Raw genomic sequence first — 14,658 nt, forward strand, 5'->3', positions numbered from 1 at the left:
GGTGCGCCGCACGACACAATTTTGTCTAAACCCTCCGGAAAGTTACGCGGCTCAAGCGCTGGATTGTGCTGCCTGTCAATTCAAGTGAGTGGGAGGTTTTTTGCGAGCGTCAGGCAGTATGAGTTAGTCTCCCAAGCTAGCAGCATAGATGATGAGTTGGAGTTCATCGCCATCCAGCAAACGATAAAGGGGGCGCTTGCTGGAGAGACGCTCGGAAAGCTGAAAGATGAGCGGGACGCCTTCGCCACGTCTGTCCATGATGGTGGTGCGGTCTGAATTGAGTCCTTCCAATTCGGGGACCGGACATTTGGCCAGCAGGCTGGTGAGATTCTCGTTTCGGGACGCTTGACGGAACTCCAGACTTTCGAGCGTCATGGTGTTAGGGATGGCCCCCGGGGAATGCAGTTCCAGTCGATCTTCGAACATACGGAGGCGCACCTTTTGGCCATAAATGGCATAGTCTCTATGGGAGACGGCGTTCGTGATGGCTTCGAATACAGCGGTGAGGTCGTATTGTGGGAGATCATGCCGCCCAAGGGTTTTGCTCGCAGCGACCTTCATATTCCGTGCCACAAAACGGCAGGCCTCCGCGATTTGCTCATTCAAAGGGCCGTGAATGTCTTTGGCATCTAACTGGTAGGCATGGTGGTCCGATGGTGCGACTTCGTTGCCGCGATAAGCGACAGCTTGAATGAATGCTGAGGGCAGGAAATCATGTGGTCTGTGACAGGCCATCAACAAGCCGGATACTGTCGGGTGCCACGCACTTTCTGAGTCACGGTCCGCCAACTTGAGTTTGGATAGCGTGTCGTAATCTGTGCCCGTTGTGCGCACCGTGGCGAACTTCTTCCACAAGTCAGCCGACAGCGCATCCATCGGTGCATTTGGCACCACTTGCTCATCAAAGCGCAGGAGACGCGACTGGCTGCGCTGTTGGAACAGGCGTGCGAGGTATTCGGGTGCCATCTCGCGCACAGAACTACCAGCCCGTATTTTGTAACCGCCGGGCGAGCGATGAACAAATAAACTGCGCGGCAAGTCCAGCCGGAAAACGGGCTGCAACGCTCCGGTGCCATCCGGAAGCTCAATGCGGCGCAGGGTGTAGGCCTGGAGGGGTGGCTCCAGCCGGGTTTCCATGATTTCACGCAGCCAAGTTTCAGTGAGTTCCAGCTTGGCTGACTCGATGCCAACAATGTCGCGAGTCTTGTCCTCGACTCCGAGCACAATGATTCCTCCGGCGGCATTGCTCATGGCAGCAATCTCGTCCGCTATTTTTTCTGGCCTTGGGCCATCTACTTTCCCGCCGCGAAAGAGAATCTGCTTACACTCAAGCAGACTGTCTTCTCCGAGCTGAATCTGGCGCAGGAGTTCGTCGTTTGTATCAAACATAGGTCATGATTCCTCTCTACCCATTCGGTCAAAACGTTTGCGGAAGGCAATGGTGCCACCCTCCATGACATCACAGATAAATTGGCGGGTGGCTTTTGCTTGGAGACCGCCTGAAGCAGCTTCATCCCGTTTCACCTGGCCCCCGTTGTCCACCATAGCGTGAACCAGATCCGCGTCTCCATGGACAACGATGTTTGGGTTGTGAGTGACGATGATGATCTGGCGGTGCTCTTTCATGGTGCGAACCTGCTCCACGATGAGGGACATGATCATCCGGGTATCAAGGTCGTCCTCTGGCTGATCAAGGACCAGAGGCTCATTGCCGAAGGAAAGCAGGAAGGAGAGAACCGCTGCAGTCTGCTGGCCGATTGAACCTTGGGAGATGGACTTCCAGGCGGTTGACTCAGCAGTGCGATATTCAAGCTTCAAATGGTCCTCGGGAAGCCATGTTTCAATGGCTTCTCTGCGTGATGGATTGGTGTTGAGCTGGCTTCTAAGGTTATTTTGGAGAGCAGCAAAGCCTTGTTCATTCTCTGAAGAATCGATCAATTCAAGAATGCGCTGACGAACAGCAGCAGCACCTGCTTCGCCTGCACCAGCGCCTTGAAAAACTCGGAGCAACGAATCTGTCCTAGCTTCCTCCGAGACTTCGATTGATGTGCTGAACTTATCACCGTCTACGCCCATGGCTTCCCGCAGAGTGCGTTCCACCTGGGAGGCTTCCGCGCCCATAGGTGCTAGTATCAGCCTAAGTAGGGTGCCATTGGCATTGTGCGTGGCGACAAATGACTCACGGGCGGTGCTGATGGCTTTCCTGGCGGCATGCACGGCTGCCAATTGTTCGGTGGCAGACGTTTGGAGGCGCGTGATTTCCTCCTTCGTCCCCTTGTGCCGTGCCAGCCGTGTCTCCAATTGTGCGCGGTCCTGATTCAGTTTCGTCAATCTAGCCGGATCAAAGGTCGTTGTCTGGGTTCCCAGCAAAGCATCGTAGGCGGTCTTGGAATCCTTGCATGCCTGGAACCAAGCACTGCTGCGTAGGTTTTGATCCAATGTGGTAAGGACAGTTTGAATGGCGTCGGCTTGGGCGCGGATCTGGGTGGCGACGGTATCCAACTCCCTTTGTGCTTCTTGATACAGGGCGTGAGCCTCGACTGAGACAGTGTCTGCGGCTTGAATCAGCGTCGCTGGGAGATCTGGAAGGCCAAGGCGGTCTGCCTGTTCGTTGAGTTCCTGAGCAAGGGCAAGAGATGGAGAATCAGGCTTGAGATTGGGAAACAACGCGCGTGCTTGCGCTTGGCGTCGTTGGTAGTCTTTGACGGCATCGGATTGAACCTTTTCCAGCTCGGCCAGGATGTCCTTCAGGGAGGCGGAATCCTGAGCTTCGTTGGCCAAAGTCGCATTGAGTTCGCGGATTTTTGCCCTCGTAGCGGAATAGGAAGCAATGGCTTGCTTCAATTGCTCTTCAAGAGCGGCGACGTTTTGCTCTCGGTCGATGATTTCCATCAATCCAGCCGGACGACGGCTCATTTCTAGGACTTGTTTCTGGCTATAGATACTGAGCGGAAATCGGGATGGTGTGTAGGCTCCTCCCTCGTTGGCCGGCAGTGATCCCAATTCGCCTACACGAACGGCAGGAGGGGAAGATCTGGCACCCTGACCCAGGAAGGAAGCCTGCCAGTGCAGTTCCGCCGCCTGGGCTGGGGAGCGGTAGAGAACTTTGATAACGCTGGCCTCTCTGAGAATGACCCCATCCTGGCCGCGCGATGCAGGAATCTGAGCCCAGCGCCAAAAGTCCCCTGCCGGGGATTCCCGCACCGGCGTATCTCGATCGTAGTCTGGTAACTCCCGTCCACGTTGCGTGGCGAGGCGTAGAGCGTGAACAAAGGTGCTTTTTCCCGAGCCTCGTCCTCCAACCAGGACATTCAGCCGGGGGTGTAGGGGCATCTCAAGCGGGGTCACTCGGCCAGCTGTTTTGATTTGAGCGATGGTGATCTTTTCTACTGCATGGTCTGGCCAGACATTCCAATCAGTGGTGTCGCTACTGGAGATGGGACGAATCGACCAACTCCCAGTGACGGCATCTCCACCCCTTGAACGTATCGCGGAGCCGTCCGCGAAGGCCATGCGCAGACCCTCTAAGTTCGGCTGGGTCATGTGAACCATGGAGAATCCGTTGCGCCCGATGTCTCTGGGCATGTGGCTGTCTGAACCGGTAACCCGGGCGAGGCGCGCAAGGACCGGGTGGCGCTGAATATCCGATTCGGGGAGTCTCGACCAGTCTCGAACCTCAAGAGCATTCAAACCCGCTTCAAGCACCAGATTCAAAGTTTGTCCCACTGTAGGTGAAAAGTTCAGCAAATTTGCCGCCACCTCGCCTGCTGTGGCCAATTGTTGGAGGGCATCAGAATGAGACAAGCCCTGCTGATTGCGGAAATTTCGATACCGTCGGCCATCCATCGGAACGTCCATCCAAAGCAGGCCGCACGGTTCGTCGATATGCGCAGCGATGGTAAGCCCGCCGTGCTCTTTGATGATCCGCACACAGTCAGCCATTGATTTGGAACATACGCCAGAGTCGGTGCGTCCTCGTGCTCCTGGTGGGTAGCCACAAGCGGTAATCACACCACTTACATCTTCCAGATCCTTTGCCGGATCAAAAACGGCCAGCAGGTGAAGGCCGCCATTTACGGAGAGTTCAAATCCCGGAAAGATGACCAAAGGCCGGAACGAAACGTCGTTGGGATCCATAGTAGAGTAAGCTGTCTGAAGACGGGCGATGAATCCTGTAGTGTTGTGATCCGTGACAACCACCGCATCCAGTCCAGCGGCCATATGATAATTAAGCCAATCTTCCGGCGTCTGCTGTTTGAGTGAAGCCCGAACTGCTGCATCTTGTTCTCTACCTGCATAGTCATCGGACTCTGGAGTGTGAGTATGGAAATCCATTTTCCACCATTTGGCACCGGGGTAGACGTAGCGGCCAGGGTATGCAGGCTGGGTGCTAGGGGCAGGCGGCTGGGTGCTAGGGGTGATCGTGCTCATAGTATCTTCCGATAGACAGTAGACAGGATCTCGCAAAAAACCAATTGTTGAAGTTTGCCTCCCATCTTTCCGATCAAATCCTCGTGATTTTGATTGAGGGCGTCTTGGGCTTTATATAAATGAACGCGCTTTTCATCGCGCTGGGCATCGGCGGCTCGGATCTGCTTCCGACTGGGAGTTCGCCCTCCTGTTGGGACTAGGCGAATTCATTCAACGCGGTGTTTGGCAAGTGCGGTTTTGCTCATGTGAATTCGGTGGAAGAACTGATGACTATGGAGCTTGATCACATGCAGGGACAATGGGTTTGTTGGGGTTTCAGGCATGTTTTTAGCGTTACTTTGATCGGATGTTTGAATGCTGCCAACGGGGACATTTGTGGTCCCGGGGATTGGAACTCTTGGATTAGAGCAAGGATTTTAGGGCTGGCTGCCGAGCCATAGGAGGGCGATGACGGACATGCCGTCGCGGATGGTGCCGTTGCGGGCCATCTCGATGGCGTCTTCCAAAAGGACGCGTTTGACTTCGATTTGCTCGGTGCTTTCGGGGATGGCCTTCTTAAAATGGAGCCCGCGGGCGGTGAAGAGATAGGCGACTTCGTTGGTGGTGGAATTGGAAAGCTGGAGGTCGGAGAGGATCAATTCAAACTGGTCGGCGTGGATGCCGGTTTCTTCGATGAGTTCGCGACGGGCGGTGTCGATGAGTTCTTCGCCTTCAGGACTGCCACCTTCGGGGATCTCCCATTCGTAGCTTTGATGACAATAACGATATTGGCCAACGAGGTAGGTGTAACCTTCGTCGTCAATGGGAACGACACCGACGGCGCGGTTTTTGAATTCGACCACGCCGTAGATGCCGGGATTGCCACCGGGATCGGTGACCTGGTCTTCACGGACACGAATCCACGGATTGTGATAGGTTTCGCGGGTGCTGTGGGTGATCCAGGGGGAGAGCATATCGAAAGGCTAAAGGATAAGGGCTAAAGGCTAAGAATGGAAAGGATAAAGGATAAGGGCTAAAGGCTAATTGGGGAGAGTGCAACTGAGAGGGGATGCCCTTGAAGATTAAGGGAGTTTGTAGTAGCCGTCAGGGTTGTAGAGCCAGTAGCAGTCGAAGGGATTGAGGCGGGGGAGAAGCATGCTGGGGCGGCCTTTGGCGTCGGTGGTCTCGGCGTGGGGGTCGGCAGAGGCGGTGCTGGTGGCCAGGCGGCGCATGGAGGGCTCGGTGCCGGAATCTTCAGGGAGGCGGAGGGTGCCGGTTTCTTCGATCTCTTCGACGACGACATCGACCCACTTGAGTTTTTGGGCTTCGTCGGCGAATTCGTTCCAGTCGCCGCTGGAGGATTTGGCATACATGCGTTTGATGAACTCCTCACGGGTGATGCCCATTTTGTCGGCGACGGGTCCGGCGAGACGTTTCCACCATTCCTCCATTTCACGCACCCATTCCTGCTGCTGGGTGAGGTTGCCGCCGCTGAAGGAGGCGATTTGATGGTGGAGGATGACGGCGTTGGGATAGGCGAAGGATTTTTCGGCGAGGGTGGTGATGCAGGCGGCCATGCTGGCGGCGAAAGATTTGACGACGGTGTAGACGGGGGCCTCGGAGCCTTGCATGGCTTTCAATATCTTGTAGCCGGCCATGACGGAGCCGCCGGGGGAGTCGTCGATGACGATGAAGATGGGCAGGTTGCGGTCGCGGTTATTGAAGTAGTTGATGCGGTCGACGATGTCGTTGGCGGTGCGCATGCCAATCAGACCATTGAGGGGAATGCGGCGGTCGGAGAGGACAAGGTTGCCATCCTTGAGGGGGTTTTCGAGGTAGATGGGCTGGTTGTTGGCGTAGTTGCGGGGGTCGGCCTGCTTCTCTTCAAGCTCCATGGAGGCGGCAAGGCGGGTGGTGTCTTTTTTGATGACGTTCTCCATCCGTTTGATTTCGGCGATCTCAGTCTCGACCTCGGCTTTGGCCAAGGTGGAGATGAGGGTGGCCTTCTCAAGTTGGACGCGAAATTCGCCGAGAGTCTGTTCGGCCAGCACTTTGCGTTGGAAATCTTCGAGGTCCTGGGCGGCCTTGAGTTCGGCGAGCTGGGCGGCGAGACGTTCGGCTTTTTGTTTGCCGGGGGCGAGTTCGGCATCAAGACGGGCCTGGGCAAGGGCGAGCTCGGCGAGGATTTTATCTTTTTCGGCGGCGAGCCGGGCGGTTTCGGTTCCCAGTTTTTCAACGGCGGGATCGTCGCTGTTGGAGGAATCGGGGGTGACCTTGGTTTCGATGGTGACCGATGGCGAAGTGGTGGTGACGGTCGGCGCGGCTGCCGGAGAGATGGTGGTCAACGCCGCGATCTGACCCTGTCCCAGATCCTGATTTTGACCAATGATGCTGCCCTCAGCAGGAGTGGCACTGGATTCCGACGGTGGAGGGGATGTCGGTGTTTCGGCGAATGCAGCGAATGGGATCGCTACTGCCATGATCATGTGAACGAAGAGACGACTAGGTTTCAGCATGGGCCGCACTATGCACACGCAAGGGGGGCTCTGCAAAGGATTCGTCACTGCGATTGCGCGTGGACGTAAAATTTACGGATTTTGTGAATATCTTCTTGATTTATTGGGAAGGAGAGGGAGTTTGTCTGCCGCTTAATCCAGAAACTTATCGATCATGGTTGTTATCAGACTCCGCCGCGAAGGCACGAAAAATCGCCCTTTCTACCGTATTGTTGCCGCCGACCAGCGGTTCCGCCGCGACGGTCGTTTTATTGAAATCTTGGGCACCTATGACCCATTGACCGAAAAGGATTCTTTGAAGATCGACCTTGAGAAGGCGGATTCCTGGATTCAAAAAGGTGCACAGCCGACGGAAACCGTGGGCAGCTTGATCAAAAAAGCTCGCAAAGCCGCAGCCGCTGTTGCCTGAGCAAGGCGAACTCGAGCGGGTTAGCTTTTCGTTTTTAGTTTTTAACACCGTAGTGTCGGCATCGGCACTGCGGTTGTTTGCTTTTTATGGCGGGTGATGCGAAGGATCGAATGATATGAATGCGCCGGAAGCTTTGCGGGAATTTTTGATGTATGTGGTGGCGAATTTGATCGAGCACCCGAAACAGGCGTCGATTGCGGTGGGCACGACGCAGAGTGGGGCGGTGTCGTTTCGGATTCAGCTGGCACCGGATGATGTGCGCCGGGTGGTGGGGAGGAATGGATTTACCATCAGCGCGATCCGTTCATTGGTGAACGTGGCCGCGCACAAGCATGGGGTGCGCGTGGTGTTGCGTGTGGATGGGGTGAGTGATGAAGATGAGGCGGAGCATATGGGAGAGGGTGGTGGAGAGGGACAACCACAGCCGAGCGAAGCGAGACAGCCTGCCGAAGGCAGCACCGAAGGGCAGAGCGAAGCGAAGCAAATGGACACGAATTCACACGAATAGAGAAATTATTCCCCAGATTCATTGCTCTTATCTGATATGGAACGGACAAATCTGAGATAGTTGTTGAAGGGCTCGGAGTTGCTAGAGAACCCGTCGGAATAACGGTGAGTCTTGTTGTCTATAAGGACAGCAACGTTGATGTTTGTATACGAGAATCCCATTGGAAGCAGTTTCTGAAGGTGCTCATTTTCTTCAGCTGAAAGTTGTTCACGTCGTTCTTGTTCACTCAATTCTGCAACAGCGTCAGCGTAAGCTATTCGGACTTTGAGGAGCATTTCCGTAGCCTCAGCATCGCTAATGATGGCTACAGCGGTGGGCAGTAAATCGGTTCTGGACCTGCTGTAGGGAATGGAAGAAATGATGACTTTATTTTCCAGACGTTGAAGAATAATGTATGGGCCGAATCCGGCAGCATCGCCGTAACACCAGAAAAATCCGAATCTTACACTCTGCCAGTTGGCTTTGAAAAGTTCGCCAATTAATGGATTAGGTTTTTGTGCACTGGCAGGGATGCAAGCCATTAGGCAAAATGCAACCAGTGTGGAGAGTCGTTGTTGGAATGCCATGGCCTGATGAATTCTGGGAACGAACTAGTAGCAATCCACGGAGTAGAACGACACCGTTACGCCTTTGCGATCTTTGGTGTCGAACCCCATTCGGCGTTGCGGCCGCGGGTGTCGATGTGAGTGAAGCTGCTGTAGACACCGATGCCGCCTTTGAAAAGGCCTTGGGACCGGAGGGCTTGGGCGGCTGCGAAGACTTTTTCTGGGGAACAGGCGTAGACGAGGTCGAGCGCCATGTTGCGGGTGTGGTAGGACTGGGGGGCGGCTCCGGGGCAGGCGGAGTTGTAGGCGGTGCTGCGGAAGGCGCTGTTGATGGAGATCAACGGAGCGTTGAGTTTTTCACGGAGGGCGTCAGCGACGCGCAGGGTGGGGGCGATGTTTTTCCAGAGTTCGCGAGGCGGAAGGTGATTGTTGACGTTGCCGAGGGTTTTGAAGTGGGGTCGGAGCAGTTCGATGGGCTTGATATGACAAAGATTGAGGCTGTAGAGGAAGCTCTGATAGGCGAGCCCGTCTTGGTCAAGGGTGATGGGTCGAAAGCGCGAGGGAGTGTTGGTAAAGCGGCGGTCCTCGTTGAGGTCGTTGGTGGCGTGCAGGGGGCGGTTTTTGCGTTGGCGGGGATTGTTGAGGTCCTGCCATTTTTCTTCGAGGAAGGCGGCAAATTCCTGGCGACGGTTGCCTACGAGGTAAGGATGGGCGGCGTAGCCGGAGAGGCCGCTGATGATCATGGTGACGCAGGTGGAGAGGAAACGTCGACGTTCGTAGGGTTGCCAGTTGGTGGGGCCAAAAATTTCACCGGCCTGTTCTTCAGGTTCGGGCGGTGTGGGGACAGAAGAAGGTTGGTCCATGAGGCAGTGGGTGCGGGATGCCGGGTGGATGGCGGATGATTGATTATCGCCTTGGGTTTAGTGTCGGGATTTTCGCAGGAATGGAGCAGGACGTCAATGGTTTCTGCGTTGGATGCCCGGATTTCCAATCGCAAACGAACAGGGGTAGACACTGTTGAGGCGACAAGGTTCGATTTTTGCGTGGTCTTGTTGAAGGGGATTTTGACGGGGTGATTAAAAAATGGGAGGGTAGTGCTGGTGCGTCGCCAAATGGCATGCATCTCAACCGCGACATGGCATCGCCTGGCGCGGAAGCTTGGGGGTTGCGTGCGGGTGGGAGGGCGGTCCGGCTTACTTACACCAGTTTACGGCCTTTGGTTTCAGGGGCGAACCAGACGAGGATCATGCCGACGATGTAAATAAGACACAAGGTGGTGTAGGCGTTGCCAGAGGCGTTGGCGGCGGGTTGGAAGGCGGCGACCAGGTTGGCAATTTGCAGGCCTCCGATGGCGGCGATGATGCGGGCGACGTTGAAGCAGAATCCCTGTCCGGTGGCGCGAACGCTAGTGGGGAAAAGTTCAGGCAGATACAAGGGGAAGAAGCCGTAGAAGCTGGCGGTGATGCCGCCCATCAGGAAGGCAGTGACGAAGAACCAGGTGTTCACCGTGGTGTTGGTTTGGAAGAACACGGTGGAGGCTGCGAGGGCGCTGATGCAGAGGATCAGGTAGGTAATGCGCCGGTTGAAGAGGTCGGCGAGGAAAGGGGCGATCAAGGCAAACAGGATGGCGCCGCAGGAGGTGGCGATTTGCGTGTATTGCATGACGTTGGTCCATTCGCCGGGAACGAGTGTGGTGGACCATTTGGCGGACTGTTGGGTGGCACCCCAGGTGCCAAGCATGGCGATGCCAGCGAGGACAGATCCCATCAGAAGGTTTTTGCGGATGCTGGCGCTGCTGGAGTCGCTCATGCTCCCGGCAATTCCGGCTCGACGCAGGTAGCCGCGCACGGGAAGGAGGTAGCCCCAGATGACCAGGAAGAAGGCGACGATGGTGATGACAAAGGCGATCGGGGTGGTGATGCCGCGTTCGATGCCCATGGGTGACCAGGAGAAGATGATGACCATGGCGGCAATGGCACCAAGGAGAACGCCGTTGAGGTCCTTGGTGTTCCAGTGCGAGGTGTTGCCGGTGGCTTTTTCCTCCTCCCATTTGTCGGATTCGGGAACGAAGAGGCGGATGAGGAAAATGACCAGGGCGGGCAGGGCGCCGCTGAGCATGAGGAAACGCCAGGCCTGGTTGTCGAGCAGCCAGTCGGCGAGGGCTTGCGAGCCGCCGACGGCAAAGATCCAGCCTTCCATGGTATCAATAAAATTGTTCATGCCGAGGCTCAGCAGGGCGACAAGGAGGAAGCCGACGTTGGCGGCGGCACCGATGACCCCGGCGACGAGGGCGCGGTTGCCTTTCCAGAGTTCATTGACGAGGGCCACACCGAGTGCCCATTCACCGCCCATGCCGAGGGAGGCGATGAAGCGCAGGATGGCGATGTGCCAGGCTTCGGTGGCAAAACCGCAGAGCCCGGTGAAGATGGCATAGGTGAAAATGCTGAGAGACATGGCTTTGACGCGGCCGATGCGGTCGCCAAGCCAGCCGAAGAAGACGCCGCCCGTGGCGGCACCGACGAGGAAGGTGGCGATGATGACCGAGAACCAGCGGTCAAGATCGAGGGCAAGTTGCTCGGGCGGGACGGACCCGGCAAGGAGGGCTTCGAGGGCGGGTTTTCCGATGACGGGGAAGAGTCCCATTTCAAAACCATCGAACATCCAGCCGAGGAAGGCGGCGATGAGGGCCATGATGCGACCAGTGTCGGTGGGGGGGGCGGCTTTGGGAGAAAGTTGGGATGCCATGGATGTTGGGTTCGTTGTGCTGGAATTAATTTGGCGATTTTGGATTGAGGCGTGAGACAACACGCTGGCGGCCGGATTCTCTTTCTCCATTGTGAGAAAAAGAGCGGATTTGGAGGGAAAAGATCACAATATTATCGCTGCAAATGGGATAGATAGAAATTGGCCATGTCGGCATAGAGCGGCATGGGGGTGACGAGGACGCGGTCGTGGGTGCCGGTTTCGATGCGTCGCCATTCTTTGTGGGCAGACGGAACGGCGTCGAAGAGTTGCTGGCCGATTTCGATGGGGATGAGGGTGTCGGCGGTGCCGTGTCCGATCATCGCGGGCAGGGTGAGCTGGCGGGCGGAATTGATGGGGGTGATGTCGCCGAGCTGGTATCCGCCTCGAAACTCGACGACGGGTTTGAGGAGGGTGAACATGAGGGTGGAGGCGGGTCCGAAGAGGCGGTCCGACTGGCCGCGGCAGATGTCTTCGAACTGGGCAAAGGAAGCGATGACGATGAGGGCATCCCAAGGAGTTTTGGCGGCGGCTTGAATGGCGACGGCTCCGCCTTGGGAGATGCCCCAGAGGGCGCGTGGCCCGGATGGGTATTGGAAGTGGGCGGCGGCGGTGGTTTCGATGAGGTCGGGGAGCTTCCATTCGTGCAGTCCGTAGCTGGCGATGGGGTTGAGGTTTTCGCCATGCGCGGGGAGGTCGATGAGCAGGCAGCGAAATCCGGCGGCACACAAGCGTTCGGCGACGGGGAGGTTGTCTTCCTTGCGACCTTTGCGGCCGTGGAGAAGGACGAGGGTGGCGGTGATTTCACCGAAGGGTTTGAGTTGCTGACCGAGGTCGGTGAGTTGCTGACGGAGCAGCTGTCCTCTTGGGCCCGGCTGGGCTTGTGGATCGGGTTCGCAGAGCAGAACGGGAGTGGCGAAGTCGCCGGGGCTGGAGCCGGCGACTTCGAAGGGTTTGATGACGAGTCCGTGCGTCTGGGGGGAGTTGAGGATGGCGTGATGGTAGTCTTGCAGTGGTCGGCGCGGTGGATGAACGATTTCACCGGCGGCCCACCAGATGACGGTGGAGGCAAGGAGGAGGATCGCGGACAGGCCCAGGCCAAGATAGAGCGCCATGCGACGGAGTTTGGGGTTCATGGAAAAGGGTGGCGCTGCTTATGGCTTAAATTTTGATCGGCGCAACTGCAAACGTAGGCATGGGCTGAGGACGAGGCCCGGCCAAATCAGCAGTTGCATGATGGTCAAGATGGGGTTGTGGTAGGGGCCGTTTTTCAATTGCCATTGAACGCTGCTTCCGACCATTCAATCCCTGCGGATACCGACTTGCCTGGTGCCTTGTTGTATGCAACGAGCGCGGGTCTCGGAGGGAGTGGTTTGAACACCACTTCACTTGAGGGGGCGCTGGCTTCGTGGCGCGGAGGGTTTCTTGGAGAGGCGGTTTGTTATTCGGTGCAGCAGATGGAGATTGCGCGGAGCAGGATTCGGTCGCTGCAATATCATCCGGCGCGGTTGTTTTCGTTTTTGGACAGTCAGGATTATTATGCGGTGAAGAAGAGGTATCTGGACTGGATGGCGTCGCGAAGATTGCAGATGGGCGGTTTTGATTTTTTTCACGGGTGGAGCGGAGAGTGTTTTGAGACGTTGGTGGAGGCGCGGCTGCTTGGGGTGCCATCGGTGATGGATGTGCCGACGTGGCATCGGAACAAGGGGGCGGTGAAGTCGACGGAGACGTTGAAGGAGCGTCGGGCCCGCGTGGCGGATCGGGGCTGGCGGGACTGGCGCAAGAAGTTGACCGTGACCCGGCAGCAGAATCTGGCGGAGTATGATTTGGCGGATGTGCTGTTGATGCCGTCGGTGAAGTCGGCGGAGACATTTTTGACCGCAGGGGTGGATGAGAAGAAGCTGCATTACGTGGGGCGGGGGGTGGATGTGGAGCGGTATCGACCGGGTGGCCCGCCTGAGAAATTTCGTGTGGGATTTGTGGGAGCCTTGATCAAACGCAAGGGGGTGCATGTGCTGCTGGAGGCGTGGAAAAAGGCGGGATTGAAGAATGCGGAGCTGGTGTTGGTAGGGAATTTGCATGAGGAGATGAAGCCGTATTTGGAAAAATTTGGGACGGACGATGTGCGACTGGCGGGGGTGACGAACCGGGTGCAGGACGAATTGCGAGCCTGTGTGGCATTTGCTTTTCCAAGTGAGTGCGAGGGGTTTGCCAAGGCGACTTTGGAGGCGGCGGCTTGTGGGTTGCCGTTGATTGCGACTCGCGAGTCCGGGGATGCGGTAGTGGATGGTGAGACGGGTTTGGTGATCCAACCCAACGATGTGGAAGGTTTGGCTGCGGCGCTGGTGCATGCGGCTTCGCATCGGGACGAGATGGCGGAGATGGGACGGATGGCCCGCAAGATGGTGGAGGAGCGGTTTACTTGGGATCACTATCGGGCGCGCCTGTTGCAAGGATATGCGAAGGCGAAACGGCAGGTCAGGGTTGTGTGATGGAAGGAAACGGAGATCTTTTTGTGGAACGCATTCTTGTCATACAGCTCAAACGCATCGGGGACTTTGTGTTGACGGTGCCTGCGTTGGGAAGATTGCGAAAGATGCGGCCAGAGGCGGAGTTGGTGTTGCTGGTGCCGTCGGGTTTGGTGGAGCTTGCCGAGGCGTTGCCGATGGTGAATCGGGTGATTGGATTTGAGTCGGGTGGCGTGAACTGGCGCGCGTGGGCTTCCATGGTGGCGGGGGAGTGGGATGTCTGTCTCGATTTTAGCGGAACGGATCGCGCGGCGTTGTTGACGTGGCTTTCGCGGGCGGATTTGCGGGTGGGGTATCAAAAATTTGCGGGTTTTGGCATGCGACGGCTGGCCTACCACCGGCTTTGCGGTGCTTCGGTGAGGGATCTTCATACGGTGGATTTCCATCTCGAACTGATTGGCGAGGCATTGGGTTCGTGGGAGGGAACCGGGCCTCCGGCGATGTTTGTTGTGGGAGCTGGGATTCGGGATGGGGTTCAGAGGAAGCTTAAAAGCGAGGGCGTGACGGGGAAGTATGTCATTTTGCATCCAGGCACCGCGCGGATGGAGAAGTTTTGGTTGAACGAGCGTTGGGCGGAGGTGGCGCGGGTGGTGCATGAACGGTTGGGCTTGCAGGTGGTGTTGACAGGGACTGGCACGGGCCTGGAAGAGGCTCCGCTGAAGGCGATCAAGGAGATGGCGGGGGTTCCGATGGTGGATCTTTGCGGAAAACTTTCGCTGGCGGAGATGACGGTGGTGATTGAGGGGGCCGAACTGATGGTGGGGGTGGACAGCATGGCGATGCATCTGGCAGCCTTGGCGGAAAAACCGCAGGTGGCGTTGTTTGGTCCCACGAATCCGTTTCATTGGCGGGCGCGGCATGCGCGCTCGATGGTTTTGCAGGGGTCTTCGGGGCTTCCGGTGGCGGAGTTCGCCCCGAAGGCAACACCGGCGGACATGAACCAAATCTCGACGGCAGCAGTTGTTGATGCTATGACTTCGCTGCTCTAACTTTCTTCGCA

Annotated in this window: 12 protein-coding genes; 4 read left to right on the forward strand and 8 right to left on the reverse strand. The window is 56.9% G+C overall.

Going from position 1 to position 14,658, the window contains the following annotated elements; genetic code table 11:
• Positions 1–123: 123 nt before the first annotated feature.
• The 4 genes from FEM03_RS11130 to FEM03_RS11145 all read right to left on the reverse strand — a co-directional run bounded on the left by FEM03_RS11130 (position 124) and on the right by FEM03_RS11145 (position 6,890).
• Positions 124–1,389 (reverse strand): ATP-binding protein, encoded by a 1,266-nt coding sequence (locus tag FEM03_RS11130; protein ID WP_138086327.1) that lies wholly within the window; start codon positions 1,387–1,389, stop codon positions 124–126.
• Positions 1,390–1,392: 3 nt separating this feature from the next.
• Complete coding sequence (locus FEM03_RS11135; RefSeq protein ID WP_338089872.1) at positions 1,393–4,431, reverse strand: TrlF family AAA-like ATPase; 3,039 nt, start codon at positions 4,429–4,431, stop codon at positions 1,393–1,395.
• A 416-nt stretch (positions 4,432–4,847) separates the two neighbouring features.
• A complete protein-coding gene (locus FEM03_RS11140; protein ID WP_138086329.1) occupies positions 4,848–5,384 on the reverse strand; it encodes an NUDIX domain-containing protein in 537 nt (178 codons plus the stop codon).
• Positions 5,385–5,492: 108 nt separating this feature from the next.
• Complete coding sequence (locus FEM03_RS11145; protein WP_166442789.1) at positions 5,493–6,890, reverse strand: ATP-dependent Clp protease proteolytic subunit; 1,398 nt, start codon at positions 6,888–6,890, stop codon at positions 5,493–5,495.
• A gap of 190 nt (positions 6,891–7,080) precedes the next feature.
• Here FEM03_RS11145 and rpsP point away from each other — a divergent pair, with 190 nt between their 5' ends.
• Positions 7,081–7,335, forward strand: a complete 255-nt coding sequence (gene rpsP, locus FEM03_RS11150; RefSeq protein ID WP_138086331.1) for a 30S ribosomal protein S16 — start codon at positions 7,081–7,083, stop codon at positions 7,333–7,335.
• A gap of 115 nt (positions 7,336–7,450) precedes the next feature.
• Complete coding sequence (locus FEM03_RS11155; protein ID WP_138086332.1) at positions 7,451–7,843, forward strand: KH domain-containing protein; 393 nt, start codon at positions 7,451–7,453, stop codon at positions 7,841–7,843.
• Between the two features lie 5 nt (positions 7,844–7,848).
• Here the strand turns inward: FEM03_RS11155 and FEM03_RS11160 are convergent, their stop codons facing one another.
• The 4 genes from FEM03_RS11160 to FEM03_RS11175 form a co-directional block, all read right to left on the reverse strand.
• Positions 7,849–8,409, reverse strand: coding sequence for a hypothetical protein (locus tag FEM03_RS11160; protein ID WP_138086333.1), 561 nt, complete (start codon positions 8,407–8,409; stop codon positions 7,849–7,851).
• A 56-nt stretch (positions 8,410–8,465) separates the two neighbouring features.
• A complete protein-coding gene (locus FEM03_RS11165; protein WP_138086334.1) occupies positions 8,466–9,251 on the reverse strand; it encodes a D-Ala-D-Ala carboxypeptidase family metallohydrolase in 786 nt (261 codons plus the stop codon).
• A gap of 334 nt (positions 9,252–9,585) precedes the next feature.
• The gene (locus tag FEM03_RS11170; RefSeq protein WP_240772746.1) at positions 9,586–11,133 is read right to left on the reverse strand and encodes an MFS transporter; all 1,548 of its coding nucleotides are present in this window, start codon (positions 11,131–11,133) and stop codon (positions 9,586–9,588) included.
• Between the two features lie 131 nt (positions 11,134–11,264).
• Positions 11,265–12,266: an alpha/beta hydrolase gene (locus FEM03_RS11175; protein ID WP_138086335.1), complete on the reverse strand. Its 1,002-nt coding sequence runs from the start codon at positions 12,264–12,266 to the stop codon at positions 11,265–11,267.
• A 144-nt stretch (positions 12,267–12,410) separates the two neighbouring features.
• Here FEM03_RS11175 and FEM03_RS11180 point away from each other — a divergent pair, with 144 nt between their 5' ends.
• The gene (locus FEM03_RS11180; RefSeq protein WP_138086336.1) at positions 12,411–13,622 is read left to right on the forward strand and encodes a glycosyltransferase family 4 protein; all 1,212 of its coding nucleotides are present in this window, start codon (positions 12,411–12,413) and stop codon (positions 13,620–13,622) included.
• A 23-nt stretch (positions 13,623–13,645) separates the two neighbouring features.
• Positions 13,646–14,647, forward strand: a complete 1,002-nt coding sequence (locus tag FEM03_RS11185) for a glycosyltransferase family 9 protein (protein WP_138086337.1) — start codon at positions 13,646–13,648, stop codon at positions 14,645–14,647.
• The last annotated feature ends 11 nt before the right edge of the window (positions 14,648–14,658 follow it).

Source organism: Phragmitibacter flavus, from assembly GCF_005780165.1.
Classification (GTDB): domain Bacteria; phylum Verrucomicrobiota; class Verrucomicrobiia; order Verrucomicrobiales; family Verrucomicrobiaceae; genus Phragmitibacter; species Phragmitibacter flavus.